The sequence below is a fragment of the Pantoea sp. OXWO6B1 genome (assembly GCF_001641135.1).
Lineage (GTDB): Bacteria > Pseudomonadota > Gammaproteobacteria > Enterobacterales > Enterobacteriaceae > Pantoea > Pantoea allii.
On sequence record NZ_LWLR01000001.1, the window covers coordinates 1,054,232 to 1,081,228 of the forward strand.

Below are 26,997 nucleotides of genomic sequence, written 5' to 3' on the forward strand. Positions count from 1 at the left end.
CAGTATAGTTACCAACCTCGAAGATTTAACATTAATCTTATTTAACCTTTTTTCAAATTTATGATAAAAAAATAGCACTAACGCATAGGGGAAGTATATGACGGCTGCTTATTATTGTAAAAATATGATTTTTGGAATATTTTGTCTTTTTATTGTGGGCAGCAACTGGTTTTTACACCCAGAAAGTGAAAAGTTACAAATTCTGTTTGCTCTGGCTCTAATCAGTTGCATTCTTTACCCCGTGGCGAAAAAAACGATGGAGTGCATCGCATTGAAATTCACTAACAGGAGCTTCTGGCATAAGGGTTTGTTGAAAGACGATATAGGTAAAAACGGACTTTACGCTATTTATTGGGTATTTTGTTTCTTCTTTGCAATACCTCTCAGTCTCATGTCGCCTTTCATAATACGAAAAACAGCCTGACCTGGCTCAGGCTGTTTCACTTTTTAACTAGAGTCCCAGCTTCGCATTGATACTGTTCATAAGGTCATCATTAACCATTGCGCCGGTTAAGGCCATTAGCAAAGCGAAGCTTACGATGCCCAACGGCACTCCAGTTATCAATGTAAAACTGAATGCGACAAGGCCAGTAGCGACTTTGCCCGCTGTCAGAGCCTCAATTTTGACAAAAACTGGGCGCCACTGGTCAGTTTCGAAAGCCTTAATCACTTCCTGTAAAAGGTCATAGGAATCTGCAAATTTCCCATAGTATCCGAGACCTTTAGAGTATTTAGCAAGCTGCTCCGCCATTGCAGAATACTGGGTCGACTTAAGGGCATTAGCAATTGCTGCTCTGTCTTGGGCACTGTATCGCCCCCCGAGAGAACCTTTATATCTCTCATAAGCAGCCAAAGCTTCATCCACATTTCGTAACGTTTTTCCCTTAGCCTGTTCCGCAAAATCCTGCGCAAGTTGAGAGGCATTTTGACTAAACTTTTGCGTTAACTCTTGGTAAAAGTCAGTTGTGAATTTAACAGCGTTAGCTATGTCTTCACGCGTATAGTTGATAATTCCTAGTTCCTTTTGCGCTTCACGGGTTTTTTGCCGTGCCTGATAAATCCTTGTGCCGTATTGAGTACTGTTTGCATACACCGCGTTATCCGCAATGATTTTTTTCAATTCTGAAATGCGCGAGTCCGACGTGTCTCCCAGGTAAGCACCTCCCACAGAAGTATTGCCACTTGTGCCACCATCTCCACCGCCACTTCCAGTACTGCCAGGTAATGGGCCCAGGTTTACGCCCTGAGTGTTATCTGCAGGTTGTGCTGTCAAACCAATAACATTGCCATCAACATTTTGCACATACATAACAAATTGAGCGGGGTCGAGACCTGCCTGGCGGGCTAAAGAATCACCTCTTGAGGTTTCAACTGATGCAACTATACCTCCTCCAGAAGAATTGCCGCCGCCGCTACTGCTGCTGTCGTGATCTCCAGCGTTGCCATTGCTACCACCTCCGGGTGCAGGGCCGCTGCCGCTTTCTGAACTCCATCCAGTACCATCCCCTTGACCACCATAGTTAAATCCAGACATATTTGTTGACCTCATATGTTAAGTTAATTCAGTAATGCTTAATTAATATGCAGGAAATTAGTCTGCAAAATTAAGTATTGTCATAACGTAAGCGTCGTCTGACATAGGGTATTAAACGCTTATAAATTAATGACGTAAAACCGTGCGCGTTTAGTGATGCATGACTAAACATCCTTTGCTAAAGTTTTAATTTTAATAGGAGGAGAAGTATGGAAGGCAAAAAGGGGTTATCTTATTACATTGATATATATAATAAATTTATTTTATACTCAGCTAAGCATTTAGATAAAAAATTAGACTGCTTTTGCCAGAAGCGTTTTACTTATGTGAAGCTGGTATTAAACGGACCTTTGATGTCGCATTATCCTGAAAGGTGAAAAAATAAGGTCTCAAAGAGCCTGGTAAGAATGGCAGGTCTAAAAGTTCTGAAAATGAGGAAGTGTGATGACGCTATATGATGACCTGCCCCCGAGATTAGATAAAACCTTTAGTTAGTAATTTCGGTTGGTTTTACTTTATATTTCCCGTTTCGCCAGTCCGCTGCAAATTCAGCTGGAGTCTGGTAATCCAGCGATGAATGAGGACGGCACTCGTTATAATCCTGCCGCCAGTCATTAATTGTTTTCCGGGTATGATAAATGTCGCTGAACCAGTTTTTATTCAGACACTTATCGCGATAGCGTCTGTTAAAACTCTCAATAAATCCGTTATGTGTTGGCTTGCCCGGCTGGATAAGTCGGGCAAGCCATGCTCAAAAGCCCATTGATCAAGCGCGCGGCATATAAATTCCGGACCCTGATCGGTTCTTATCGTTGCCGGATAGCCACGAAAGAACGCGATACTTTCCAGAATACGCGTGACCTGAACGCCTGAAATACCGAAAGCGTTGGTGATCGTCAGACACTCCTTCGTGAAATCATCCACGCAGGTCAGGCACTTAATCCGGCGGCCGCTGGCAAGTACATCTACGTTGCGACTGACCTGTTGCCTCTCACATGACTTCCACGGCTTCTCACTTCTGGTCTGTCGTCAGTACTTTCGCCCCAGAGCCACCTGAAGTACCTCATTATCCAGCATGGCTTCGGCAAGCAGCTTCCTGAGTCTGGCATTCTCTTCCTCAGGTGACTTAAAGCGCTTAACCTCAGGCACCTCCATACTTCTTACGCCATGTGTAAAACGTGGCATCTGAAATGGCGTGTTTACGGCAGAGCTCACAGGCAGAAACTCCTGCTTCGGCCTCACGGAGAATACTGATGATCTGTTCGTCGGAAAAACGCTTCTTCATGGGGATGTCCTCATGTGGCTTATGAAGACATTACTAACATCACGGTGTGTTAATCTACGGGGAGCAGGTCACTGCTTGTTGGTGGCGTGCTGGCTGTAGTGACGGCGCCCTTTAAGAAGTCCCTCTAAACGTAGATGTGTACTTACGGAAATGTGCCCGGAGAGTCTGCGCTGCTGCAGGCCTTTTTTAGGCGTTCAGGGGGATTTAAAGGTTTTTGCCGAGAACATGCACAGTGACATGTTGCGTAGCAGTGTTATAGAAATTATTTCTGATAAAGGTCATCCCCTGTTTTTCATAAAAACCACGCGCTCTGGTGTTTTCTTTAAGTACTTCGAGCCACAGAAAATTACTCCCTCTTTCTTTTGCCATCTCAGCAACGTTATTCAATATAAGTTGGCCGTAGTTTTTCCCGGTCGTGCCTTCTAAAAGATAGAGTTTTTTCAGAAGAGTACCGTGTATAGGTGTGTCCGGAATATTGCATCGCCATATAACTTTAACAAATCCAATCGGAGCCGAAGTCTCGACTACATACCAGCCAGCAGAAGGATCGTTAAGGCTGCTTTCGATCACCTGTAACGAATATTCCTGCTTAAGGAATTCATCCAGTTCATCTCTGTGGGTCCAGTACTGCTCAAAATGTTGGGTGTATGTTCTGACACCCAGCTCGTTCAGGATCGAAGCATCAGAATGTCTTGCTTCGCGCAGAATTAATGTCATTCATTTATCCCAGACTTAACTTTATAGGTCATCGTATCGTTTAGGGGAAAAGCCAGCGTCCGGCTTCAGCCGACTCAATCAGCATTCTGACGGTAAGAGCGGCAGGTTCATGATGGTCGGTACGCATGAATTTAGGCAGTATGGCATTAGGCAGGAAGCGTATGCCCTCGTTAGGAAAGTATTTCCTGAACTCAAAATGGGTCATGTCGACGCCAAACTTCTCTGCGTACTCTTCAATAAAATCAGCGGCCTCTTCAGGCAGCACCATCTGATTCCCTGTACTCAGTGAGACATCATCTGCCATTTCCCAGAAGTATTTTTTAAGCAGGTTTCTGACCTGAACTGAAGTTTCCATGAGCTTAATCCTTTTCACCCGTTATCAGTCGGTAGCGATGTATGACGTTATTCGTAATGATGTAGATGTCACGGGCAGTAATAACGGCACCTACCCAGGGTACCCAGCGACCAACGTAAGCGCCAACGCTCGTCGTGTAGGCCCATCTCCCCCGTATCATGCTACCGATAGTCAGCGTCCTGCGCTTTTTCGCAAATCGTTTTCTGATTAGTTTGCGCATTGATATTGAGAGAGGGCTGGTGCCAGTCGTGGACGTCTTCGCACCCAGTTTTCCTGAGACAGGAATAAATGGCAGGCTGGCAAGCATTGAGGCCACGGCGAGAAGATCCGTGATGTTGCTGAAGGTTTTAGTGAACTCGTCAAGAATAAGCCACATCAGCAACTCTTCTTTATCCACACTCATACCATCAAAGTAATACTTCCCGCCCAGCTGTTCGGTCGTGTCCATGCGACATCAGCTCCACCTGTAAGTGCATTGTGTAGTTAATCATCGCCCAGCCGACGCGCTTTTCGCCAGAAAAAATCTGCTTTTATTTTCAGAAATTCATCAAGATTTTACTGCTGCCAGGCGTGCGCGGTTGCGTCATTCTCACCCTGATCTGTTACCTGTGAGAGCCGTACATGTGCCGTTGGCCTCCTTTCATTACGATGCCTAACAATGCATGTCTCATTATGTCGTTCTCTCTTACAGCGATCCCCATTAATGCATTTCTGGAATTTAGTACGAGTTTACCTACCCCGAACCTGCTTGTTGCTCCTGGCGATCGGGGCATTGCTCATCAGTGCTATCACCGCCCATCTGCTCCGTGCATCCTTTCGTAGAAATCTCGACAATCACCCCAAACCTGGAAATCAAAAACCTTACCATCACCTAAATCGAGTTTACTCACCCACTGAGGCGCAGCTTTAAAAGCCCCAAAACGCAAAAACCCCCGCCGAAGCGAGGGTTTCAAATTTGTGGTGCCCGAACCCGGAATCGAACCAGGGACACGGGGATTTTCAATCCCCTGCTCTACCGACTGAGCTATTCGGGCAACGGGGCGCATTAAACCGTAAAGGCCGCAGGCCGTCAACGGCTTTGATAAAAAAACCACGTAAAACGTGACTGATTGCCTGAATTTCAGTCAAAGAGGCAAAAACTCAGGCCAGCGCGCCGTTTTTACGGCAGAGAGCGATGCTCAATACGTCTTCCGCCAGGCGTTTAGCCACGTCAACGTCCTGCACGTTACGTTTAACCAGCAGTTTGCTCAGGCAGCCTTCGAGGATCAGCTCCATCTGATCGGCAACCATACTGGGGTTATCCAGGCCAAGCGAGGTCAAGATGCTATGCGTAAATTGCCATGAGGCGCGCTTCTGCTTTTCTGCCAGTTGATGGATGGGCTGGTCGGGCTGAGGATAAAAACTGCAGGCGGCGATAAACAGGCAGCCTGGAAAGCGGCCCTTGCTGACCTGCTCGTTTAATCCTTCATAGCGAGCCATCAGCTTCTGGTCCGGGCGCAGGGCGTCATTCTGCAAAATGTCATGACGCCACTGTGCAATCTGCTGGGCGTGAAACTGCAATGCATCGTAGAGCAGCGCGTCACGATCGGGCCAGAATTGCTCAAGCTGCGTCAGGCTGAGCTGCATATCATCGGCCAGGATTTTCAGCGATGACGTGGCCGCCAGACCATTTTGCTCAAGTACGTTTAATGCATGGTCGAGTATCTGTTCACGTTGCAAATCGTTTTCCTCTGGTATTCAGGCCTGTTTTGATCAACAGACTGGGTCCTGGTTCCAGTTTTGTTTACTCACGCAATTTCTGCAAATGCGCACGAAAATCATCTGCCTTCAGGAAGCCAGTGATACGCGATCCCGGAATCTCTTTTCCTTGCGCATCAAAGAACAGAATCGTGGGTAACCCTAGCACGTTCAGGTGCTGCAACAGCGCATTATCGGTGGTTGTGTTCGCCGTGACGTTAGCCTGCAACAACTGCACATTGTTCAGACTGTCACGAACCGCGCTGTCGCTAAAGGTGTATTTCTCAAACTCTTTACAGGCCACGCACCAGTCCGCATAGAGATCCACCATGGTGATGCGCCCCTGTGCTTGCTGCAGGGCCTGGTCTACCTGTTCAACGGTTTGAACAGACTGAAAGGGAAGGTGTGCGATGTTTTGCTGCGGCGCGCCGCTGCCGAAAGCCCAGTCCTGCAACGGGCGGGCGCTGATCAGCGCGGCGGCCAGCATAATAATTTGTACCACGCGCCATTTACCGCCGCTGGCGCGTAAGCTGGCACTAAATGCCCACGCAAAGAACGCCACGCCCAGCAGGCTCCACAAACGCACGCCCCATAGATCGCCGAGTATCCGCTCCAGCAGGAAGATCGGCAGCGCGAGAATGACAAAGCCAAACCCTTCTTTGATGGTCTGCATCCAGGGGCCGCTTTTGGGGAGGAAGCGATTACCAAACAGCGTCACGGCGATCAGCGGTAATCCCATACCGACAGCATACAGCCACAGGGTGCCAGCACCGGCCAGTAGATTACCGCTCTGGGCGATATACAGCAGAATGGCGCTGAGTGGCGCGGTGGTGCAGGGCGAACAGATTAAGCCTGCCAGCGCGCCCATCAGGAAAACGCCCGGCAGTGAGCCGCCCTGCTGACGGTTGCTCCACAGTGTCAGTCGGGTTTGTACGCTGGCGGGGAGCTGAAGCGAGAAAAGGCCAAACATCGACAGGGCTAACAGAATAAACAGCACCGATAAGCTGATAAGCACATAAGGATGCTGTAAGGCCGCCTGAAAACGCAGGCCAGCCGCCGCCACGATCACACCCAGCACGGTATAAGTGAGCGCCATCCCCTGCACATAGACCATGGCCAGTGCAAACAGCCTGCCCAGCGAATAGTGACGCTTACCGCCAAGGATGATGCCAGAGATCAGTGGATACATCGGCAATACGCACGGCGTAAAGGCAACGCCGATACCAATCAGCAGCGCCCACAGGGGTGAAAAGGGCAAAGGACTACTGGCGCTTACAGACTTAACGGCTGGCGCACTGGCGGTGGCAGCTACGGGCGAAAGGGGAATGCTGCGGGTTTCGGGTGGATAACAGAAGCCTGCGGCGGCACAGCCTTGATAAGTCACGCTGAGGGTCGCCCCTTGCGCCGCCTGCTGCAGCATGACGGGCACGCTCAGATCCTGGGGATAAATCTCGCTTTTGCCAAAAAATTCGTCTTCATGCGGCTGGCCCGCGGGCAGGGCTAAGGGCGCAATGCGGGCATCATGGGGGACGACCTTGATTTGCTGGCGATAAAGGTAATAGCCGTCTTTGACTTTCCAGTGCAGATTAAGCTGCGAGTCGTGCTGATCGAAATCAAAGGCAAAAGCCTGATCAACGGGCAGAAAGCGGCTGGTGGTTTTTGGGGCAAACAGGTCAGCCTGCGCCTGCAGGCAGATAAACAGCGCCAGGACCAGGGTGATTAAGCGAGAGATGCGTGCAGCCATGACAAGTATTCACTGTCTCCATGTTGAACCGGCAGTACCAGCAGCTCTGGTACATCGTAAGGATGCGCGTGCTTGAGCAGGTCGATCAGGGCCTGCTGATGCGCAGTGTCGCATTTGAGTAACATCTGAACTTCGCTGGTCTGCTCCAGTTGGCCCTGCCAGATGTAACAGGAGGTCGCTCCGGGTAAGAGGGTGACACAGGCGGCTAACCTGGCCTGAAGCGCCAGGGTTGCCAACTGTTGCGCACAGGCCTGATCCGGGGCAGTACAGAGGATGACTACGGCGTTCATCATGAGGAATCTCCTGGAAATAACGCCGATAGTAGCACGTTCACCGCGCCGCTGTGATTACAGCAATAGCCCACCAAAGATAAAGCCACACATGACGGACAAAGTGATAGCCAGCACGCCCGGAATAATAAAGGCATGATTGAACACAAACTTACCGATTCGGGTCGAACCGGTATCATCCATCTCGACAGCGGCTAACAGCGTGGGATAGGTGGGTAAGACAAACAGCGCAGAAACGGCGGCAAAAGAGGCGATAGCCGTCAGCGGTGTCACGCCAAGCGCTAACGCGGCGGGCAGCAGGGCTTTTGCGGTGGCCGCCTGCGAATAGAGCAGCATGGAAGAGAAGAACAGCACCAGCGCCAGCATCCATGGGTAGGTTTTTAGCGTGTCGCCCGCCAGCATTTGAATATCTGTCAGATGGGCTTTCACAAAGGTATCGCCAAGCCAGGCTACGCCCATCACACAGATACAGGCACTCATGCCGGACTTGAAGGTGCTGGCGCTGAGGATAGCACCGGTATCAATTTTGCAGGTCAGACTGATCAGCGTAGCAATGGTGAGCATAAACACGACGATCGCCTCATTGCGCGGCAGCGGCGGGTTAGCGATCAGGTGGACGCTTTCGCTGGTGACGGTGGCGTAAATCACCACGGCGGCAATACCGACCAGAAAGAGCAGGACCGATTTTTTGGCCCCGGGCTTCGCCTGGTAAACCGTGGCACCGCGCAGCGTCACTTCGCCTTTAGCCAGTCGCGCCTGATAGACCTCATCATCTTTCAGCTCTTTACCCAGGAAGTTGGTCACCAGGGCGGCAAGAAACAGCCCAACCATGGTGGCCGGAATGGCAATCGCCAGCAGCATGATATAGCTCACCCCACGCGGTTCCAGCAGCGTGGCAAAGAACACCACTGCAGCGGAAATGGGGGAGGCGGTAATCGCGACCTGAGAGGCGACAACCGCAATTGATAAAGGCCGGGAAGGGCGGACGCCTTGTTCCTTCGCCACTTCGGCAATGACGGGTAAGGTGGAGAATGCAGTGTGACCGGTGCCAGCCAGCAGCGTCATCATATAGGTCACCAGTGGCGCAAGAAAAGTGACATAACGGGGATGACGGCGCAGTAACCGCTCGGCAAGGCTGACCAGATAATCCATCCCGCCCGCCACCTGCATGGCTGCAATCGCGGCGATGACGGCCATGATAATTTCGATTACATCAAAGGGGATAACCCCCGGCTTCATACCAAAACCCAGCGTCAGGATCAGCACGCCCATGCCGCCGGCAAACCCAATGCCGATACCGCCAAGGCGCGCGCCCAGCCAAATCGCCAGCAAGACGATAAACAGCTCAACCAAGAACATGTGCCACTCCCGAAATTGTGATGAGTCGACGAGCAAACTCATCCTTTTAACAAACAAAAAGGCACATCGTTTTGATTACGATGTGCCTTTTACATCAGTAAGTGCAATTAAGCCTTATTGTTCGTTTTCATCGGTATAACGTTTGGCTTTGTAAACCGGATACATCAGGTTCTGCACGGAGAAAATATCGTCCAGCTCGCTTTCGGTAAGCAAGCCGCGCTCCAGAACCACCTCGCGCACGCTTTTACCGGTTTCGGCGCAAATTTTGCCGACGATGTCGCCATTATGGTGACCAATGTACGGGTTCAGGTAGGTGACAATACCAATGGAGTTAAACACGTAGGCTTCACAGACCGCTTTGTTGGCCGTGATGCCGTTGATGCATTTTTCCAGCAGGTTGTAACAGGCGTTGGTCAGGATGCTGACCGATTCAAACAGCGCCTGGCCAATCACCGGCTCCATCACGTTAAGCTGCAGCTGGCCGGCTTCGGAGGCCATCGTGACCGTTGTATCGTTGCCGATCACCTTAAAGCACACTTGGTTCACCACCTCAGGCACGACCGGATTCACTTTGGCAGGCATGATAGAGGAACCGGCCTGCAGCTCCGGGAGGTTGATTTCATTGAGTCCGGCGCGCGGGCCAGAAGAGAGCAGGCGCAGGTCATTACAGATTTTAGAGAGTTTCACCGCCAGGCGCTTCAGGGACGAGTGCACCATAACGTAGGCACCGCAGTCGGAGGTGGCCTCTATCAGATCTTCCGCTGGCACCACCGCCAGGTTACTGACCTCGGCCAGTTTCTGCACGGCTAACTGTTGGTAGCCATCTGGCGTATTCAGGCGTGTACCGATGGCGGTCGCCCCCAGGTTAACCTCCAGAAGCAGTTCGCCGGTACGCAAAATGCTCTTGGTCTCTTCATTTAGCAGCACGCTAAATGCGTGGAATTCCTGGCCGAGCGTCATAGGAACGGCATCCTGTAACTGCGTTCGGCCCATTTTTAAGATGGTCTGGAATTCGTCAGCTTTACGCTGGAAGCCCTCGGCTAACTGACTGATGCCGTCGAGCAGTTTCAACAGGGAGCTGTAAACCGCGATGCGAAAGCCGGTCGGGTAAGCATCATTGGTAGACTGACATTTATTAACGTGATCGTTTGGATTCAGGTACTGGTATTCGCCTTTCTGATGCCCCATCAGCTCCAGGCCAATATTCGCCAGCACCTCATTGGTATTCATATTCACCGAGGTGCCCGCACCGCCCTGATACACATCGACCGGAAACTGGTCCATGCAGCGACCTTTGTCCAGCACTTCATCGCAGGCCTGAATAATGATGTTGGCGATATCCCGCGGCAGGGTTTGTAGCTCTTTGTTAGCCATTGCCGCTGCTTTTTTCACCATCACCATGCCGCGAACAAACTCAGGAATATCGCTGATTTTGCTGTTGCTGATGTAAAAGTTCTCAATCGCACGCAAAGTATGAACGCCATAATAAGCATCCGCCGGAACTTCGCGCATGCCTAACAGGTCTTCTTCGATACGAATGTTGTTCGCCATGATAACCTTCTTGTTGTCACTGCTAACCATCGCAGATGATGTGTTTGTTTTGTGGGGAAGCGCCAGAACCGCTATTTTATCCGTATTCAGGCGGGTGAGCACGATCCTATTCTGACCCAGCCCAAAAGCGCGAACAGAGATCACCTTACTGGCATCGTTACGTTAACAATATGTGAAATCGCTCACAAATTTAACCCTGAAGCAAAAATTTGCCTGATGTGGTTGAAATGGGCGGCCTTAATGACCATCTCTGTATCTTGTCATCATGAATTTACACGCTGCCGGGCGATCAACCGGGCAGCCTGACTCACAGGAGAATCCGGTGCGCTGGTTACCGTTAGTGATCTTTTTCGTACTGGCCTGGATTGAGATCTCGCTTTTCATTCAGGTTGCACACGTCCTCGGCGTGCTGCTCACTATGCTGCTGGTGGTTTTCACCTCATGCATTGGCGTGTCTTTGGTTAAAAACCAGGGCATGAAAAACTTTATGCTGATGCAGGAGAAGCTGGCGCGTAACGAAAGCCCGGCGCAGGAAATGGTGAAAAGCGTTTCGCTGATCATTGCCGGTTTCCTGCTGCTGCTGCCAGGTTTCTTTACCGACCTGCTGGGCTTGCTGCTGTTACTGCCGCCGGTGCAGAAACACCTGACGTTAAAATTGATGCCGCATCTGCGCGTCTGGCGTGGACCCGGTGCAGGCCCTGACAGTGGTTACACGATGGACGGCGAGTTCGAACGCAAAGACAGCGATCGTCTTGAACATCATGACGATCCTAAAGATCGTTAATCTCTGCCTCTCAGGCGCGACCTCAGGTCGCGCTTTTTGTTTGTCTTTTAGCCAGTTCGCCTGGTTTGTCTAAAAAGTCGCCAGTTGTGCCATCAGACTAAAAAAATTTGTGGGTTGCCCCCTTGAAAGTGTCAGGTCGCGGCCCTATCTCTCTGGTCACGAGGCCGGAAGCCACACAGCCCGGTATTCAACCCAAAAATGAATGATTGGACTTCTCAAAGGAGAGCTATCAAATGAAAATTCGTCCATTACACGATCGTGTCATCGTGAAGCGTAAAGAAGTTGAAGCTAAGTCAGCGGGTGGCATTGTGCTGACCGGTTCTGCAGCAGGCAAATCCACTCGTGGTGAAGTTCTGGCTGTGGGCAAAGGCCGTATCCTTGAAAGTGGCGAAGTGAAGCCGCTGGACGTACAAGTTGGTGACGTAGTGATCTTCAGCGAAGGCTACGGTGCCAAAACTGAAAAAATCGACAACGAAGAAGTCCTGATCATCTCTGAAAGCGACATTCTGGCGATTGTTGAAGCGTAAGTTTTACGCGTAATTCACTGAACGAAACGAATTTAAGGGAAATTTGAAATGGCAGCTAAAGACGTAAAATTCGGTAATGACGCACGCGTAAAAATGTTGCGTGGCGTGAACGTACTGGCAGATGCAGTAAAAGTTACCCTGGGCCCGAAAGGCCGTAACGTGGTTCTGGATAAATCTTTTGGTGCACCGACCATCACTAAAGATGGTGTCTCTGTTGCGCGTGAAATCGAGCTGGAAGACAAGTTCGAAAACATGGGCGCACAGATGGTGAAAGAAGTGGCCTCTAAAGCGAACGACGCTGCGGGCGACGGTACCACCACTGCAACCGTTCTGGCGCAGTCCATCATCACCGAAGGCCTGAAAGCCGTTGCGGCGGGCATGAACCCGATGGATCTGAAGCGCGGTATCGACCAGGCGGTTATCGCTGCGGTTGAAGAACTGAAAAAACTGTCTGTGCCTTGCTCAGACTCTAAAGCCATTGCTCAGGTTGGTACCATCTCTGCGAACTCCGATGAAACCGTGGGTACACTGATTGCTCAGGCAATGGAAAAAGTGGGCAAAGAAGGCGTTATCACCGTTGAAGAAGGCACCGGTCTGCAGGACGAGCTGGACGTGGTTGAAGGTATGCAGTTCGATCGCGGCTACCTGTCTCCTTACTTCATCAACAAGCCAGAGACGGGCGCAATTGAGCTGGAATCACCGTTCATCCTGCTGGCTGACAAGAAAATTTCTAACATCCGTGAAATGCTGCCAGTGCTGGAAGCCGTTGCGAAAGCCGGCAAACCTCTGCTGATCATCGCGGAAGACGTCGAAGGCGAAGCGCTGGCGACCCTGGTGGTTAACACCATGCGCGGTATCGTGAAAGTGGCTGCGGTTAAAGCGCCTGGCTTCGGCGACCGTCGTAAAGCCATGCTGCAGGATATCGCTATCCTGACCGGTGGTACCGTTATCTCTGAAGAGATCGGTATGGAACTGGAGAAAGCAGCCCTGGAAGATCTGGGTCAGGCGAAGCGTGTGGTGATCAACAAAGACACCACCACCATCATTGATGGCGTAGGTGAAGAGGCTACTATTCAGGGCCGCGTAACCCAGATTCGTCAGCAGATCGAAGAAGCCACGTCTGACTACGACAAAGAAAAACTGCAGGAGCGCGTCGCGAAACTGGCAGGCGGTGTTGCCGTACTGAAAGTGGGCGCAGCAACTGAAGTTGAAATGAAAGAGAAAAAAGCCCGCGTTGAAGATGCCCTGCACGCAACCCGTGCTGCGGTAGAAGAAGGCGTGGTTGCGGGTGGTGGCGTGGCGCTGGTTCGCGTTGCAGCACTGCTGACCGAGCTGCGTGGTCAGAACGAAGACCAGAACGTGGGTATCAAAGTTGCGCTGCGCGCAATGGAATCACCACTGCGTCAAATCGTATCTAACGCCGGCGAAGAGCCTTCTGTTGTAGCAAACAACGTGAAAGCAGGCGACGGTAACTACGGTTATAACGCGCAGACTGAAGAATACGGCAACATGATCGACTTCGGTATTCTGGACCCAACCAAAGTGACTCGCTCTGCTCTGCAGTACGCGGCGTCGGTTGCTGGCCTGATGATCACCACCGAATGTATGGTCACTGACCTGCCGAAAGGCGATGCACCAGACTTAGGTGCAGGCGCTGGCGGTATGGGTGGCATGGGCGGTATGGGCGGCATGATGTAATTGCCCTGACGCTTGCGTCATAAGAACCCCCGATCGGAAACGGTCGGGGGTTTTTCTTTTGCTGAGGAAAAGGTATAAGTAGTGGCGCAACGGTGACGTTGGCACGGATTAGGGCAATGAATGTTCAGAAAAAATGCGTGTTTTTCTGCTACGCTGCCATCCGACACTGATGATAATAAATGGGGATTATAATGCGTATTAACCTCTTGCTCGGTCTTACGGCTGGTGCGTTATTGCTTACAGGCTGCAGCAGCTCTACCGACCTGACTTCTGCTGGTCAGCGCGTCACCTTTACCGACCAGCAACCTGGCAAACAATGTCAGCTTCTGGGTAGCCTGACCGGCTCGCAAAGTAACTGGTTAAGCGGAGCCGGTGGTGAAACCAGCGCACTGCGTGGTGCAGCTAACGACCTGCGTAACCGTGCAGCAGAGATGGGCGGCAATGTCATTTATGGTGCGACCAGCCCGACACAAAATCTGCTGTCAGCCTTTGCACCACTCGACAGCAAAATGACTGGCCAGGTTTATAAGTGCCCTAACTGATTGTCCGCTGAATAAGCAGAGTTTTTTGAGACGACCGGCCTGCGAGCCGGTCGTTTTTTTATGGCTGATGTGTGGTCGCCGTATTCACGACCTGTGATGTGCCAGCGGATGCCGGACGCGACCTTCCGCGTGCGTGGTCTGTCCGGGCGGCCATGAGCATGCATGATTGACCGCCCAGGCGACTGCGTTTTTATTCCTGACGAAGCTGTAAATCCAGCGGCGTTTTGCTCGGCTCGCCGCCGATTTCTCGTGCCAGCTTAGGCACCAGATAACCGGAGACTAAGGGCAACAGGCCGCGCATCAGCGCGCGGGCTTCCTCATCGGAAACATAGAAATGCGCCGCGCCCTGCACCTTGTCCAGCACATGCAGGTAGTAGGGCAGAATGCCGGCATTGAACAGCGCATTGCTCAGCGCCGCCAGGGTTTGCGCCTCATCATTCACGCCGCGCAGCAGCACGCTCTGATTAAGCAGCGTAACGCCAGCACGTTTCAGGCGCAGCATGGCATCGCAGAGTGCCTCATCAATCTCACGGGCGTGGTTGATATGGGTTACCATCAATACCTGAAGCCGCGTCTCAGCCAGCATCTGACACAGCGTTGCCGTGATGCGATCCGGAATCACCACCGGCAGTCGGCTGTGAATACGTAGCCGTTTCAGATGCGGGATAGCGGCCAGCGCGTCAATGAGCCAGGCCAGCTCATGATCTTTTGCCATTAAGGGATCGCCGCCGGAAAAGATAATCTCATCCAGTTCCGGATGAGCGGCAATATAATCCAGCGCGGCCTGCCAGTTACGCTTGTTGCCCTGATTATCCTGGTAAGGAAAATGACGGCGAAAGCAGTAACGGCAGTTCACGGCGCAGCCGCCTTTGACCAACAGCAAGGCACGATTGTTATATTTGTGCAGTAATCCCGGCACCACGCTATTTTGTTCATCGAGTGGATCGGTGCTATAACCTGGCGCGTCGATAAACTCCTGACGGCTGGTCAGTACCTGTAGCAGGAGCGGGTCCCGTGCATCGCCTTTTTTCATCCGTTGGATAAAGGCGCGCGGCACGCGCAGCGCAAAAAGTCGGCGTGCGTCACTGCCAGCAGCCAGATCCGGATGATGGTCGAGCGCTAAAAGTTGCAGTAATTCATGAGGATCAGTGACAACATCAGCAAGTTGCTGCAACCAATCTTCTCTGGAAGGGGAATTTAGGGTTACAATGTGTGCCATTTTTTTGGCTATTACCAGTTAATATCTACAGAGGGCCTTTATGGCGACTTATCTTAGCAACGATTTCCGTCCCGGTCTTAAAATCATGTTCGAAGGCGAACCTTATGCCATCGAATCAAGCGAGTTCGTTAAGCCGGGTAAAGGTCAGGCGTTTGCACGTGTAAAAATGCGTCGTCTGCTGACCGGTTCACGCGTTGAAAAAACCTTCAAATCAACGGATTCTGCCGAAGGCGCAGACGTGAAGGATATGACGCTGCAGTATTCTTACAACGACGGTGATTTCTACTACTTCATGCACCCTGAAAGCTTTGAGCAGTATCAGGTTGAAGCAAAAGTGCTGGACGAAGTACAGAAGTGGTTGCAGGACAACGCGGAGTGTATCGTAACCTTATGGAACGATAAACCGATTGCGGTTCAGCCACCAAACTTTGTTGAGGCAGAAGTCATTGAAACCGACCCAGGCCTGAAAGGTGATACCGCAGGTACAGGCGGCAAGCCAGCGACACTGTCAACGGGTGCAGTCATTAAAGTGCCATTGTTCGTGCAGATTGGTGAGGTGGTGAAAGTTGACACCCGCTCTGGCGAATACGTGTCACGCGTAAAATAAACATGAAAGGCGCATTCTCTGATGCGCCTTTTTCTTGAGTGAGTTCACCATGAAAAAACGGGCAAAACTTATCGCGTTGGCGTTGCTTGTCACTTCTGGACTAAGCGCCTGTAACACCTTCCACGGTTTTGGCGAAGATGTTTCTCACTTGGGCGGCGCTATCTCTCGCGCGGCTAAATAACTTATCCACGTTTCCTTTTTCCGCAGCTCAGGCTCGCGGCGTTGCGTAATCAGTCTATGCTTTAAAAGCTGTACTTATAATGCAATCAAAAAGGATATGGATATGTTAAAGAAAAGTATTGTTGCGATTTTCTCTGTGATGATGTTCTCTGCACTGCTTTCTGGCTGCAACACCACGCGCGGCGTCGGCGAAGACGTTGAAGCGGGCGGCCACGCGATTCAGCGCAGTGCGCAGTAAATGAAAAAACCGGTACGAACCTTTTCGTACCGGCTTTCTTTTATCCCTGCTTAACCCAAATCAGCTCATCAACCGGGAAACCGGCCTGGCGTGCCTGCTGCACCAGCTTTTGTTTCACGCCTTCATCCAACTGCGGCGTCCGTGACAGAATCCACAGATAGTGGCGGTTAGGGCCGCATACCAGCGCATATTGGTAGTCGGAATCCAGCGCTATCACGTTGTAGCCACCGTAAAATGGACCAAAGAACGAGACCTTCAGCGCCGCACGCTGCTTGTCGCCAGTAAAGTAAGCTTTGCCTACGCTTTCCTGCCAACGCTGTTTTTTGACGTTATAGCCGCGATTAACAACTTTCAGACCGCCATCCTCACGCGGGCTGTAATTTGCCGTGACCTGTTCCAGGCCGCGTTCAAAGCCATGATCCAGCCGGGCGATCTCGTACCACTGACCGAGGTAACGCTGGCTGTCGAAGTTTTCAATGACGGTAACGTTTTTCGGCGGGGTAGTTGAGCAGGCAACAGACAGAAATGCACTTACGCTGGCGACCAATGTTTTCCATGGAGACATAAAAAGATTCCTTTGTGATTTAGCCTGTTAATTATAGAACCCCCGCCGTTTCCTGGACAGGTTTGCGCCACGATTGTTTGCCACCCACATTGCGAGTAGACTTCCCTCCCTTATTTGTATCTGGAGTCATCACCATGAGTGAAACGGCAAGCTGGCAACCTGGCGCTTCCATTGCCAATTTAATTAAACGCGCAGCCATCATTGCTGAAGTACGTCGTTTCTTCGCCGATCGTGGCGTACTGGAAGTCGACACGCCAGCGATGAGTCAGGCCACAATAACTGACATCCATCTGGTGCCCTTCCAGACGCGCTTTGTCGGGCCTGGCATGTCCGAAGGCCGCGACCTCTGGCTGATGACCAGCCCGGAATACCACATGAAACGCCTGCTGGCTGCCGGGAGTGGACCCATCTATCAAATGGGCCGCAGCTTCCGCAATGAAGAGGCCGGACGGTATCACAACCCTGAGTTCACCATGCTGGAGTGGTATCGCCCCCACTATGATATGTACCGGTTGATGAATGAAGTTGATGATCTGCTGCAGCAGGTGCTGGAGTGTGACAGCGCAGAGTCGCTCTCTTATCAGCAGGCCTTTATTCGCCACCTTGAGCTGGACCCGCTTTCCGCTGACAAAGCGCAGCTGCGCGAAGCGGCGGAAAAACTGGGTGAGGGCGAGCTGGCGAGCCGGGAAGACGATCGCGATACCTTGCTGATGCTGCTGTTTATGCTGGGCGTGGAACCCAAAATTGGCCAGGACAAGCCGTGCTTTATCTATCACTTTCCGGCCAGCCAGGCGGCATTAGCGGAGATCAGCACCGAAGATCATCGGGTGGCTGAACGCTTTGAGGTTTACTACAAAGGTATTGAGCTGGCGAATGGTTTCCGTGAACTCACCGACAGCCGTGAACAGCGTCAGCGCTTTGAACAGGATAACCGTCGGCGTGCGGCGCGCGGTCTGCCGCAACATCCCATTGATACCTACCTGCTGGCCGCGCTGGAACACGGTATGCCGGCCAGTTCTGGCGTCGCTCTGGGTGTGGATCGTTTGATCATGCTGGCACTGAACGCAGAATCGCTGTCTGAGGTGATCGCGTTTCCGGTAGACCGCTGCTAAGTCTTGCCGCCCCAGCCCTGAAAACCGGCGCAGCTGAAAAGCCGCGCCGCGCAGGCAGAACACCAGGAGGGCCAGGATTGCCCTTCACCGCATTGCGCCGGGCGCCGGCTTACCTGACCTACTGACTGTTATCGGGAAACTCCAGAATCGTTACCGGCAGCGTCAGCTTCTTGTCATTGCGCAGCACCTGGACATCAACTACCGATCCGGGGCGAATTTCAGCAACCTGGTCCATGGTTTCCTGTGCCGATATAGCCGGTTTACCGTCTACGCTCAGCAGCACATCATTTGCCTGAATACCGGCTTTCTCAGCAGGCCCGCCGGGGGTAACCACGCTGACGATAATGCCCTGAACCCGATCAAGACTGTTGCCCTGACCGTGTAACGGCGGCACCTCTCGGGCGGTGATCCCGATATAGCCGCGTATCACCCGACCATCGCGGATCAGCTTATCCATGATTTTGGACGCCAGCGGCGTGGGAATAGCAAAACCGATCCCCTCTGGCGTTTCGCCATCGCTGCTTTTATCGAACGTCAGGGTGTTAATGCCCATAAGTTCGCCCAGGGAGTTGATCAGCGCACCGCCTGAATTCCCCTGATTGATGGAGGCATCGGTTTGCAGGAAGTTCTGGCGGCCTGAAGAGCTAAGCCCAACACGGCCTGTCGCACTGATAATGCCTTGGGTAACCGTTTGTCCCAGGTTGTAGGGATTGCCGATAGCCATCACCACATCGCCAATATGCGCGACGCGTTTGGGATTAATGGGGATAACCGGCAGATTAGAAGCGGTAATTTTCAACACGGCCAAATCGGTCATGGCATCTGAACCGACCAGAGTGGCTTCAAAAAAGCGGCCATCCTGCAGGGCGACGATTATCTGATCGGCATTGTTGATGACGTGCTTGTTGGTCAGGATGTAGCCCTTGGTATTCATAATCACGCCCGAACCCAGCGTGGTGATACCGTGGTTGTTGTTCCCATGTGCGCTGCGGTTGTAAACGTTCACAACGGCAGGCACGGCACGCCTCACCCCTTGATTAAAGCCAAAGGGCGTTTCGTCGTTACTGTCATTTTGACTATACAGGGCAGCACTGCCCAAACGCAGTGCGGGCAGCGCCACGAGCAAGATGCCCGCAACAATCAGTCCCAACACCACTGAACGCAAGAGTTTAAGAAACATGGTGTTAAATCACGTCAGGGGAGAACGCTGGGGAGAATAACATGAGAGCGGCGGACACACACGCGCTTGTGTCCGCCGTAATGCGTGGTTTATCTCAATAACAGATAGATACTTTCTTCACCGCGTACCACATTCAGTGCCATCACCGGTGGTTTGGCTTCCAGCACCTTGCGCATTTCGGCAATGTTCTGAACCCGCGTGCGGTTGACTCCAATGATAACGTCATCTTTTTGCAGACCGACCTGCTCGGCGGGCGTCCCTTTTTCGATGGCATCAATTTTCACGCCTTTATCGCCGGTCTTGGTCTGACCGTCGCTCAGCGTTGCGCCTTGCAGTGCCGGAGAAAGCAGCTGTGCGCTGGCTGTCGTCTGGGCACTTTGCTCAAGGGTGACATCGACGCTCACCGGTTTCCCTTCACGCAACAGGCCAAGCTTAACTTTCTCGCCCGGTGCCGTTGTGCCGATTTTCACCCGCAGTTCTGCGAAGCTGGTGATCGGTTTGTCGTTGACCGAAACGATGATATCGCCCGACTTGATACCGGCTTTTTGGGCAGCAGACTGCGGCAGCACTTCAGAGACGAATGCGCCACGCTGAGCGTCCACGTTAAACGCCTTGGCGATATCTGCGGTCATCTCAGTGCCTTTAATCCCCAACTGACCCCGTTTCACTTCGCCGTACTTAATCAGCTGCTGTGCCAGGTTCATTGCCATATCGCTGGGAATAGCAAAGCCAATACCGATATTGCCGCCGCTGGAGGCCAGAATGGCGGTATTAATGCCGATCAGCTCGCCGTTCAGGTTAACCAGTGCGCCACCCGAGTTGCCCCGGTTAATGGCGGCGTCGGTCTGAATAAAGTTTTCCAGCCCTTCGAGATTCAGGCCACTGCGGCCCAGCGCTGAGATAATCCCTGAGGTTGCCGTCTGACCCAGGCCAAAGGGATTACCAATGGCAACGGCAAAGTCGCCGACTTTGAGTTGATCAGAATCGGCCACTTTTATCTGTGTCAGGTTTTTCGCGCCCTGAATCTGAATCAGGGCAATATCGGTCTGCTCATCGTGACCAATGAGTTTGGCATCATATTCACTGCCGTCGCCGAGCTGAACGTTGATTTTGTCAGCACCATTGACCACGTGATTGTTGGTCAGAACGTAGCCCTTGGCGGCATCAATGATGACACCGGAACCCAGTCCCTCAAAGGGTTGAGGCTGGGCTGGTCCGCCGCCAGGCAACTGGCCGAAGAAGCGTTTCAGCGGCTCGGGGATATCCTGAGCCTGGGCCTGGGAATCAGACTGCGTGCCTTCAACATGCACACTGACCACCGCAGGTAACACTTTTTCCAGCATTGGGGCCAGGCTCGGCAGGGGCTGGCTCTGAATCTGTGCGGGCAGCGTCGCCATCGCGCCGGGCGCAGCGGCAAGACTCATTCCAATACTCAAGGCTAATGCGCTTAACAGTCGTGCTTGTTTTTTCATTGCTACAACGCTCTCGCTGCAAAAAGTGGGGGGAATAAATCAATGAGACAGCCGTTTGTGGCCGGGGTTCGCAAAAACAGCGGGCACAGCGTGGCTGTGCCCGATAAGCTTAGTCGCGGACGGCGCGTTCACCACGCAGTAAACCGGAGGCGCCTTCAGAATAATCACGCGGCATCTGCACCGGTGCCTGATCGTTATCGGCTTCTGCTTCGGTCAGTTGCCATGCAAAGGGATTTTTATCCCCAGGCATATTGGGCAGCAGATCGTTGGAACCTTTCGCCATATGCTGATAGAGCTGACGATAATCGCGCGCCATGTTATCCAGCAGCTCTGCGCTTTGCGCAAAGTGATTGGTCAGCTCCTGACGATAATCTGCCAGCTCGGCCTTGGTCTTATCCAGTTCATACTGCATGCTGCGCTGCTCACGCAGCTTCCGGTTGCCAAAACGCATTGCCACTGCGCCGACAATAATACCTACCACTAAACCAATTAGCCCGTATTCCCAGGTCATAATGACTCCCGTGTTATTTCCGTTGTTCCGTAGGGCGTTGCACCACTTAATAGTAGTCACTATACCCGTTAATCTTATGGATGTGGAACTCTGGAGCGCCATGCCTTAGTGTAGAGCGGCCTTTTTTTCGACAAACGACGTTTGAACAAGACAAAATTCAGGGACACTGAGAGAACCATGCAAACCTCATCTCCGCTTGCCCGCTACGAGCAGGCGCTATCACAGGGCGATTTCAAGCCCGACGATGTACAACGTGAAGCGATTACCCGCTTAGATGCTATCCAGCAAGGGCTGATCGCGCGTCAGCATAACACCGAACCCGCCTCATCAGGGTTGTTAGGTCGTCTGTCGAAGCTGGTACGAAAAGAGACGTCACACGCCAAAGCGCCCGTTCGTGGCTTGTATATGTGGGGCGGCGTTGGCCGCGGGAAAACCTGGGTAATGGATCTGTTTTTTCAGTCTATTCCTGGCGACCGCAAACTGCGTTTGCACTTCCACCGCTTTATGCTGCGTGTGCATGAAGAACTAACAGAACTGCAGGGGCACAGCGATCCGCTACTCATCATCGCCGACCGCTTCAAGGCTGAAACCGATATTCTCTGTTTTGACGAGTTTTTTGTTTCTGACATCACTGACGCCATGCTGCTGGGTACGCTGATGGAAGCGCTGTTTGCGCGCGGCATCAGTCTGGTCGCAACCTCGAACATCCCGCCTGATAACCTGTATAAAAACGGCCTGCAGCGTGCACGCTTCCTGCCTGCCATTGAGCAGATTAAGCAACACTGCGAGGTGATGAACGTCGATGCGGGTATTGATTACCGTCTGCGTACGCTGACGTCAGCACATTTATGGAAGTTCCCCCTGGCACCTGACACGTACGCTGAGATGGATCGCCTGTTTCAGGCGCTGTCAGGCGAAAAACGCGGTGAAGCGCCGGTGCTGGAAATCAACCATCGTAAAATGGCAACGATGGGCGTAGCGGAAGGGGTGATTGCCATTGATTTCAAAACGCTGTGCGGAGAAGGGCGCAGCCAGCATGATTACATTGAGCTGTCGCGCCGCTTTCACAGCGTCCTGCTGTTTGATGTGCCGGTGATGATCTACAAAACGGAAGATCAGGCGCGACGTTTTCTGGCACTGGTCGACGAGTTTTATGAGCGCCATGTCAAACTCGTCGTGGCGGCAGAAACTTCGCTGTTTGAAATTTATCAGGGCTCGCGCCTGAAATTTGAATATCAGCGCTGTTTGTCGCGTCTGCAGGAAATGCAGAGCGAGGAGTACCTGCGGCTGGCGCATTTACCCTGAGATTACGCGTAATAAATGAAAATAGGGTTCGATTTTTGTAATCGACTTCTCTATAATCTTGCGACCCCACGTTACAGCACAGGATTTTTTTCCCAAATCCTCTGCGTTCCGGTAACGCTATCCGAAGGGGTGGCTTGCTGGTCAAAATGGTCGTGTGAGCCTCATTCGTTTACTTAAGCGTTTGGGATTTCACCAACGTGTAACTTAATTTGGGTAAGCTTTTCGATGAAAACTTTTACAGCTAAACCAGAAACCGTCCAACGTGACTGGTATGTTGTTGACGCAACTGGCAAAACCTTGGGTCGCCTGGCGACTGAACTGGCGCGCCGTCTGCGTGGTAAACATAAAGCGGAATACACTCCGCACGTTGATACTGGTGATTACATCATCGTTCTGAACGCTGAAAAAGTTGCTGTAACCGGCAACAAGCGTACTGACAAGATCTACTATCACCACACCGGCCACATCGGTGGTATCAAACAGGCGACCTTTGAAGAGATGATTGCTCGCCGTCCTGAGCGTGTGATTGAGATCGCGGTTAAAGGCATGCTGCCGAAGGGCCCGCTGGGTCGTGCTATGTATCGTAAACTGAAAGTTTACGCAGGCAACGAGCACACCCATGCGGCACAGCAACCGCAAGTTCTTGACATTTAATCGGGATTAAAGGCAATGGCTGAAACTCAAAACTACGGCACTGGTCGCCGCAAAAGCTCTACCGCTCGCGTATTTATTAAGCCGGGTAGCGGTAACATCGTTATTAACCAACGTTCTCTGGAACAGTACTTCGGTCGCGAAACTGCCCGCATGGTAGTTCGTCAGCCGCTTGAGCTGCTGGACCTGGTTGGTAAATTCGATCTGTTCGTCACCGTTAAAGGTGGCGGTATCTCTGGTCAGGCAGGTGCGATCCGTCATGGTATCACCCGCGCTCTGATGGAGTATGATGAGTCACTGCGTGGCGAACTGCGTAAAGCAGGCTTCGTTACCCGTGATGCTCGTCAGGTTGAACGTAAGAAAGTCGGTCTGCGTAAAGCACGTCGTCGTCCTCAGTTCTCCAAACGTTAATTGTTGCTGCTTCGGCAGACACAGTTGGCAAAAAACCCGCTTCGGCGGGTTTTTTATTTTATGCATCAGGTCGCCCTGTCGCATAAAACCACAATACTGTTCGCATTTTGCCCGCAAAAATGCATTCCCCCACCCACAAGCTGCCTAAAATCTGGTAAACTCTGTGTCACTTTGCGCCCGCAAGCTGGCGCGTTATGCGCCTGGCATTTGTCGGGGGTGGTTAGCGCGAATTGCGAGCGAGTTCTATGAGCAGGTGAGTCGCCGTGTGGTTGGCTATTCGCAGTAACTTTTTGTGAACAAACTGGGAGGTTTTCATGGCTGTCGCTGCCAACAAACGTTCGGTAATGACGCTGTTTTCTGGTCCTACTGACATTTTTAGCCATCAGGTACGTATTGTGCTTGCCGAGAAAGGTGTCAGCGTAGAGATCGAGCAGGTCGAAATGGATAACCTGCCGCAGGATCTGATTGACCTCAATCCGTACCGCACCGTGCCGACGCTGGTAGATCGCGAACTGACGCTGTACGAATCACGCATCATCATGGAATATCTGGATGAGCGTTTTCCACACCCACCGTTGATGCCTGTTTACCCCGTCGCGCGTGGCGAAAGCCGTTTGATGATGCACCGTATCGAACAAGACTGGTACAGCCTGATGAGAAAGGTTGAGAACAGCAGTGGTCAGGAAGCTGAAGCGGCGCGTAAGCAGCTGCGTGAAGAGTTACTGGCGATTGCCCCTCTGTTTGGACGGACGCCATTCTTTATGAGCGACGAGTTCAGCCTGGTTGACTGCTATCTGGCACCGCTGCTGTGGCGTTTACCGTCAATGGGTATCGATCTGCTCGGTTCAGGCTCCAAAGAGCTGAAAGGCTATATGAACCGCGTATTTGAGCGTGACTCCTTCCTTGCTTCACTGACTGAAGCTGAACGTGAAATGCGCCTGCAAGCCCGGGGCTGATTTATGGAAATGTCACAACTCACAGCCCGTCGGCCTTATTTACTGCGTGCTTTCTATGACTGGTTACTGGATAACCAGCTCACACCGCATTTGGTCGTCGACATCAATCTGCCTGGTGTTCAGGTGCCACTGGAATATGCACGTGATGGTCAGATTGTATTGAACATTGCGCCGCGTGCCGTCGGTAATCTTGACCTGGGTAACGATGAGGTTTCGTTTAACGCACGTTTTGGTGGCGTTCCGCGTCAGGTGAACGTCCCGATGGCGGCTATACTCGCTATCTACGCGCGTGAAAACGGTGCAGGCACGATGTTTGAACCTGAACCGGCCTACGAAGGCGGGACGCAGGAATTCCCAGAGAATCAGGAAGAAACGGTGATGTCAGTCATTGACGGCGACCGCCCTGATGATGCCAGCGATGATGATCATTCACCCGATGACGATCCGCCGCCACGTGGTGGCCGTCCCGCACTGCGTGTGGTGAAATAACACAGCATGCCCGTCACCTCGACGGGTATTTTTTTGCCTGCCAGATAGCGCGTTTTTGCCTGCCAGAGAGCAGGCATAAAAAAATCCGGGAACACAGGTTACCCGGATTTTTGCTTTCTGCGGCAGGGATTAATAAACGTCGCGCAGGTAGCGTTTCTCTTTCTTCAGCTGATCGATGTAGTCGGCCGCTCGCTCGCTGGACAGCCCGCCAAACTGGCGCACGATTTCATACAGCGCGCTATCGACATCTTTCGCCATGCGTGATGCATCGCCACAGACGTAGAAGTAGCCCCCTTCCTGTAGCCAGGCATAGAGCTCTGCGCCCTGTTCCAGCATCCGGTTCTGCACATAGATTTTCTTGTCCTGATCGCGCGAGAAGGCCAGATCAAGACGCGTGAGCAAACCGCTCTCCTGCCAGGCTGTGAGCTCTTCGCGATAAATGAAGTCATGCTCCTGATGCTGATCGCCAAAGAACAGCCAGTTCTTGCCCTGGGCACCTGTCACCTGACGCTCCTGCAAAAACGCACGGAACGGCGCGATGCCCGTACCCGGTCCCACCATAATCAACGGGGCATTGCCGTTGGCGGGCACACGGAAGGCTTTATTAGGCGAAATAAAGATCGCGGGTTTTTCACCACGGCGCACGCGCTCTGCCAGGTAGGTTGAGCACACACCGCTACGGTTACGGCCACCGCTGTGATAGCGCACAGAGGCAATGGTCAGGTGCACCTGATTAGGATGCGCTTTTGAGCTGGATGAAATGGAGTAGGCACGGTGCTGCAACGGGCGCAGCAGGGCAACAAACTCTGTCACGCTCAGGCTACGCGTTAGCTCAAGCTGCAGCAGATCCAGCGTATCTTTGCCCCACAGCCAGACGCCCAGGGCATCTTTATCATCATGCTGAAGGACATGGCGCAGCTCCTGGTTGGTGGTATTTTGTCCTACCCACTCAATCAGCTTGCGTGATGGCTCAGAAATTTCAAACTGGTAGGTCAGCAGGTCGCCCAGACTTCTGTCGAAACCCGGCACCGGCGTCTGATAATCGGCGTTTAACTGCGTAAGCAGCAGGTTAACCAGCGACGGTTCGTTGACCGGAATCACGCCAAGCGCGTCACCGGCTTCATACTTGAGACCGCTGTCGCTAAGATCAAACTCGAAGTGGCGAATGTCCTTAGCTGACTGTTCGCTCGACAGGCGCTTGTTGGTGATCAGGGCAGCCGCATAGGGGTTGGATTTGTTGCTGCCAGGAATGACGGGTGCTTCCGGGGCGCTCTCCAGCACCGTGCCGCTGCTGCCTGCGCTGCTGGCAAACTGTGGCATCGTGCTGTTCAGCCATTCATTCGACGGCTCTTCGTAATCAATATCGCAGTCGATACGGTCGACAACGCGTTTTGCACCAAGCTGTTCCAGACGCATATCCAGGAACTTACCTGCCTGGCAGAATCCGTCATAACCGGTATCGCCAATGGCCAGCACGGCGAAGTGCATCTGCTCCAGGCGCGGCGCAGTGCTGGCTGAAATCGCGTCCCAAAACAGCTGGGCGTTGTCGGGCATTTCACCTTCGCCATAGGTTGAGGTGACAATCAGCACGTGGCGCATGGTGGCGAACACGTCGAGATCCACATCGCCTAATGCCTGAACGACGGGCACCAGACCTTTGGCTCGGGCTGATTTCGCCGCTGACTGGGCCAGCGCCTCAGCATTGCCGGTCTGAGAACCATAAAGGATGTGCAGTTGGGTGGTGGCGGCAGCACTGCTGCCCGCCGCTGGCTGCTGTTTATCTTCCAGCACCAACAAACGGGAGTGCAGGCCAGCCAGAAAGCCCGCCAGCCAGTATTTCTGGTCACCATTAAAAGGTGCATCTTCAGGAATATATGGAATTTTCATGGATACCTTTACTCAATCCCGCTCTTGACCGTCATACGTCGCCGTGTCGATGGCAGTCGGTTCCTGCGCGCTCAGCAGCTTGCTGCTGAGC

At 52.4% G+C, this 26,997-nt stretch carries 29 protein-coding genes, 1 tRNA gene and 1 pseudogene; 14 read left to right on the forward strand and 17 right to left on the reverse strand.

The window, feature by feature from the left end:
* The first annotated feature begins 124 nt into the window (after positions 1–124).
* Positions 125–424, forward strand: coding sequence for a colicin E1 immunity protein (locus tag A6A26_RS26155; RefSeq protein ID WP_256393041.1), 300 nt, complete (start codon positions 125–127; stop codon positions 422–424).
* A 27-nt stretch (positions 425–451) separates the two neighbouring features.
* Here A6A26_RS26155 and A6A26_RS07170 read toward each other — a convergent pair whose 3' ends face one another.
* The 11 genes and pseudogenes from A6A26_RS07170 to aspA all read right to left on the reverse strand — a co-directional run bounded on the left by A6A26_RS07170 (position 452) and on the right by aspA (position 10,572).
* A complete protein-coding gene (locus tag A6A26_RS07170; RefSeq protein ID WP_302051354.1) occupies positions 452–1,534 on the reverse strand; it encodes a colicin-like pore-forming protein in 1,083 nt (360 codons plus the stop codon).
* Positions 1,535–2,021: 487 nt separating this feature from the next.
* Positions 2,022–2,819, reverse strand: a pseudogene (locus tag A6A26_RS25395) (integrase core domain-containing protein).
* Positions 2,820–3,023: 204 nt separating this feature from the next.
* On the reverse strand, positions 3,024–3,536 hold the full coding sequence (locus A6A26_RS07180) for a GNAT family N-acetyltransferase (RefSeq protein ID WP_063878108.1): 513 nt from the start codon (positions 3,534–3,536) through the stop codon (positions 3,024–3,026).
* 40 nt (positions 3,537–3,576) lie between these two features.
* Positions 3,577–3,891 carry a DUF1493 family protein gene (locus tag A6A26_RS07185; protein ID WP_063878109.1) on the reverse strand — a complete coding sequence of 105 codons (315 nt, stop codon included), beginning with the start codon at positions 3,889–3,891 and terminating at the stop codon, positions 3,577–3,579.
* 4 nt (positions 3,892–3,895) lie between these two features.
* Positions 3,896–4,339 (reverse strand): STM2901 family protein, encoded by a 444-nt coding sequence (locus A6A26_RS07190; protein ID WP_063878110.1) that lies wholly within the window; start codon positions 4,337–4,339, stop codon positions 3,896–3,898.
* A gap of 510 nt (positions 4,340–4,849) precedes the next feature.
* Positions 4,850–4,925: transfer RNA gene (locus A6A26_RS07195), tRNA-Phe, on the reverse strand.
* Between the two features lie 106 nt (positions 4,926–5,031).
* Positions 5,032–5,610: a division control transcriptional repressor DicD gene (locus A6A26_RS07200; RefSeq protein WP_063878111.1), complete on the reverse strand. Its 579-nt coding sequence runs from the start codon at positions 5,608–5,610 to the stop codon at positions 5,032–5,034.
* A gap of 64 nt (positions 5,611–5,674) precedes the next feature.
* Positions 5,675–7,372, reverse strand: coding sequence for a protein-disulfide reductase DsbD (locus tag A6A26_RS07205; RefSeq protein WP_063878112.1), 1,698 nt, complete (start codon positions 7,370–7,372; stop codon positions 5,675–5,677).
* Positions 7,348–7,662: a divalent cation tolerance protein CutA gene (gene cutA, locus A6A26_RS07210; RefSeq protein WP_063881082.1), complete on the reverse strand. Its 315-nt coding sequence runs from the start codon at positions 7,660–7,662 to the stop codon at positions 7,348–7,350. The genes A6A26_RS07205 and cutA overlap by 25 nt, the downstream gene beginning before the upstream one ends.
* A gap of 57 nt (positions 7,663–7,719) precedes the next feature.
* Positions 7,720–9,021 (reverse strand): anaerobic C4-dicarboxylate transporter, encoded by a 1,302-nt coding sequence (locus tag A6A26_RS07215; protein WP_063878113.1) that lies wholly within the window; start codon positions 9,019–9,021, stop codon positions 7,720–7,722.
* A 114-nt stretch (positions 9,022–9,135) separates the two neighbouring features.
* Positions 9,136–10,572, reverse strand: coding sequence for an aspartate ammonia-lyase (gene aspA, locus A6A26_RS07220; RefSeq protein WP_063881083.1), 1,437 nt, complete (start codon positions 10,570–10,572; stop codon positions 9,136–9,138).
* 322 nt (positions 10,573–10,894) lie between these two features.
* Between aspA and A6A26_RS07225 the strand changes: the two genes are divergently transcribed.
* The 4 genes from A6A26_RS07225 (at position 10,895) to A6A26_RS07240 (ending at position 14,123) form a co-directional block, all read left to right on the forward strand.
* On the forward strand, positions 10,895–11,356 hold the full coding sequence (locus A6A26_RS07225) for an FxsA family protein (protein ID WP_096011453.1): 462 nt from the start codon (positions 10,895–10,897) through the stop codon (positions 11,354–11,356).
* A 233-nt stretch (positions 11,357–11,589) separates the two neighbouring features.
* On the forward strand, positions 11,590–11,883 hold the full coding sequence (locus tag A6A26_RS07230) for a co-chaperone GroES (RefSeq protein WP_014606761.1): 294 nt from the start codon (positions 11,590–11,592) through the stop codon (positions 11,881–11,883).
* A gap of 48 nt (positions 11,884–11,931) precedes the next feature.
* The gene (groL, locus tag A6A26_RS07235) at positions 11,932–13,581 is read left to right on the forward strand and encodes a chaperonin GroEL (protein WP_063878115.1); all 1,650 of its coding nucleotides are present in this window, start codon (positions 11,932–11,934) and stop codon (positions 13,579–13,581) included.
* Between the two features lie 191 nt (positions 13,582–13,772).
* On the forward strand, positions 13,773–14,123 hold the full coding sequence (locus tag A6A26_RS07240; protein WP_063878116.1) for a DUF4156 domain-containing protein: 351 nt from the start codon (positions 13,773–13,775) through the stop codon (positions 14,121–14,123).
* A 190-nt stretch (positions 14,124–14,313) separates the two neighbouring features.
* On the opposite strand, the gene epmB is transcribed toward A6A26_RS07240, so the two are convergent.
* Entirely contained in the window at positions 14,314–15,342 is a 1,029-nt protein-coding gene (gene epmB / locus A6A26_RS07245) for an EF-P beta-lysylation protein EpmB (protein ID WP_063878117.1), read from the reverse strand.
* 40 nt (positions 15,343–15,382) lie between these two features.
* Here epmB and efp point away from each other — a divergent pair, with 40 nt between their 5' ends.
* The 3 genes from efp (at position 15,383) to A6A26_RS07255 (ending at position 16,367) form a co-directional block, all read left to right on the forward strand.
* Entirely contained in the window at positions 15,383–15,949 is a 567-nt protein-coding gene (gene efp / locus A6A26_RS07250; RefSeq protein WP_013024304.1) for an elongation factor P, read from the forward strand.
* 49 nt (positions 15,950–15,998) lie between these two features.
* Positions 15,999–16,130, forward strand: coding sequence for an entericidin A/B family lipoprotein (locus A6A26_RS24695; RefSeq protein ID WP_074180990.1), 132 nt, complete (start codon positions 15,999–16,001; stop codon positions 16,128–16,130).
* A 102-nt stretch (positions 16,131–16,232) separates the two neighbouring features.
* A complete protein-coding gene (locus A6A26_RS07255; protein WP_014606758.1) occupies positions 16,233–16,367 on the forward strand; it encodes an entericidin A/B family lipoprotein in 135 nt (44 codons plus the stop codon).
* Between the two features lie 40 nt (positions 16,368–16,407).
* On the opposite strand, the gene A6A26_RS07260 is transcribed toward A6A26_RS07255, so the two are convergent.
* On the reverse strand, positions 16,408–16,932 hold the full coding sequence (locus tag A6A26_RS07260; protein WP_063878118.1) for a lipocalin family protein: 525 nt from the start codon (positions 16,930–16,932) through the stop codon (positions 16,408–16,410).
* A gap of 134 nt (positions 16,933–17,066) precedes the next feature.
* Here A6A26_RS07260 and epmA point away from each other — a divergent pair, with 134 nt between their 5' ends.
* On the forward strand, positions 17,067–18,044 hold the full coding sequence (epmA, locus tag A6A26_RS07265; protein WP_063878119.1) for an elongation factor P--(R)-beta-lysine ligase: 978 nt from the start codon (positions 17,067–17,069) through the stop codon (positions 18,042–18,044).
* Between the two features lie 118 nt (positions 18,045–18,162).
* Here the strand turns inward: epmA and degS are convergent, their stop codons facing one another.
* From degS to zapG, 3 genes are all read right to left on the reverse strand, one after another.
* Positions 18,163–19,224 carry an outer membrane-stress sensor serine endopeptidase DegS gene (gene degS / locus A6A26_RS07270; protein ID WP_063878120.1) on the reverse strand — a complete coding sequence of 354 codons (1,062 nt, stop codon included), beginning with the start codon at positions 19,222–19,224 and terminating at the stop codon, positions 18,163–18,165.
* Between the two features lie 89 nt (positions 19,225–19,313).
* On the reverse strand, positions 19,314–20,696 hold the full coding sequence (gene degQ / locus A6A26_RS07275) for a serine endoprotease DegQ (RefSeq protein WP_063878121.1): 1,383 nt from the start codon (positions 20,694–20,696) through the stop codon (positions 19,314–19,316).
* Between the two features lie 109 nt (positions 20,697–20,805).
* On the reverse strand, positions 20,806–21,207 hold the full coding sequence (zapG, locus tag A6A26_RS07280) for a Z-ring associated protein ZapG (protein ID WP_063878122.1): 402 nt from the start codon (positions 21,205–21,207) through the stop codon (positions 20,806–20,808).
* Between the two features lie 177 nt (positions 21,208–21,384).
* On the opposite strand from zapG, the gene zapE reads away from it, so the two are divergent.
* The 5 genes from zapE (at position 21,385) to sspB (ending at position 25,019) form a co-directional block, all read left to right on the forward strand.
* A complete protein-coding gene (gene zapE, locus A6A26_RS07285; protein ID WP_063878123.1) occupies positions 21,385–22,512 on the forward strand; it encodes a cell division protein ZapE in 1,128 nt (375 codons plus the stop codon).
* 225 nt (positions 22,513–22,737) lie between these two features.
* Positions 22,738–23,166 (forward strand): 50S ribosomal protein L13, encoded by a 429-nt coding sequence (gene rplM / locus A6A26_RS07290; RefSeq protein ID WP_063878124.1) that lies wholly within the window; start codon positions 22,738–22,740, stop codon positions 23,164–23,166.
* 15 nt (positions 23,167–23,181) lie between these two features.
* Positions 23,182–23,574, forward strand: coding sequence for a 30S ribosomal protein S9 (gene rpsI / locus A6A26_RS07295; RefSeq protein WP_063878125.1), 393 nt, complete (start codon positions 23,182–23,184; stop codon positions 23,572–23,574).
* 314 nt (positions 23,575–23,888) lie between these two features.
* A complete protein-coding gene (gene sspA / locus A6A26_RS07300; RefSeq protein ID WP_013024313.1) occupies positions 23,889–24,530 on the forward strand; it encodes a stringent starvation protein SspA in 642 nt (213 codons plus the stop codon).
* Positions 24,531–24,533: 3 nt separating this feature from the next.
* Positions 24,534–25,019 carry a ClpXP protease specificity-enhancing factor gene (gene sspB, locus A6A26_RS07305; RefSeq protein ID WP_063878126.1) on the forward strand — a complete coding sequence of 162 codons (486 nt, stop codon included), beginning with the start codon at positions 24,534–24,536 and terminating at the stop codon, positions 25,017–25,019.
* 129 nt (positions 25,020–25,148) lie between these two features.
* Here sspB and A6A26_RS07310 read toward each other — a convergent pair whose 3' ends face one another.
* On the reverse strand, positions 25,149–26,906 hold the full coding sequence (locus A6A26_RS07310) for a sulfite reductase subunit alpha (protein ID WP_063878127.1): 1,758 nt from the start codon (positions 26,904–26,906) through the stop codon (positions 25,149–25,151).
* Positions 26,907–26,997 lie beyond the last annotated feature (91 nt).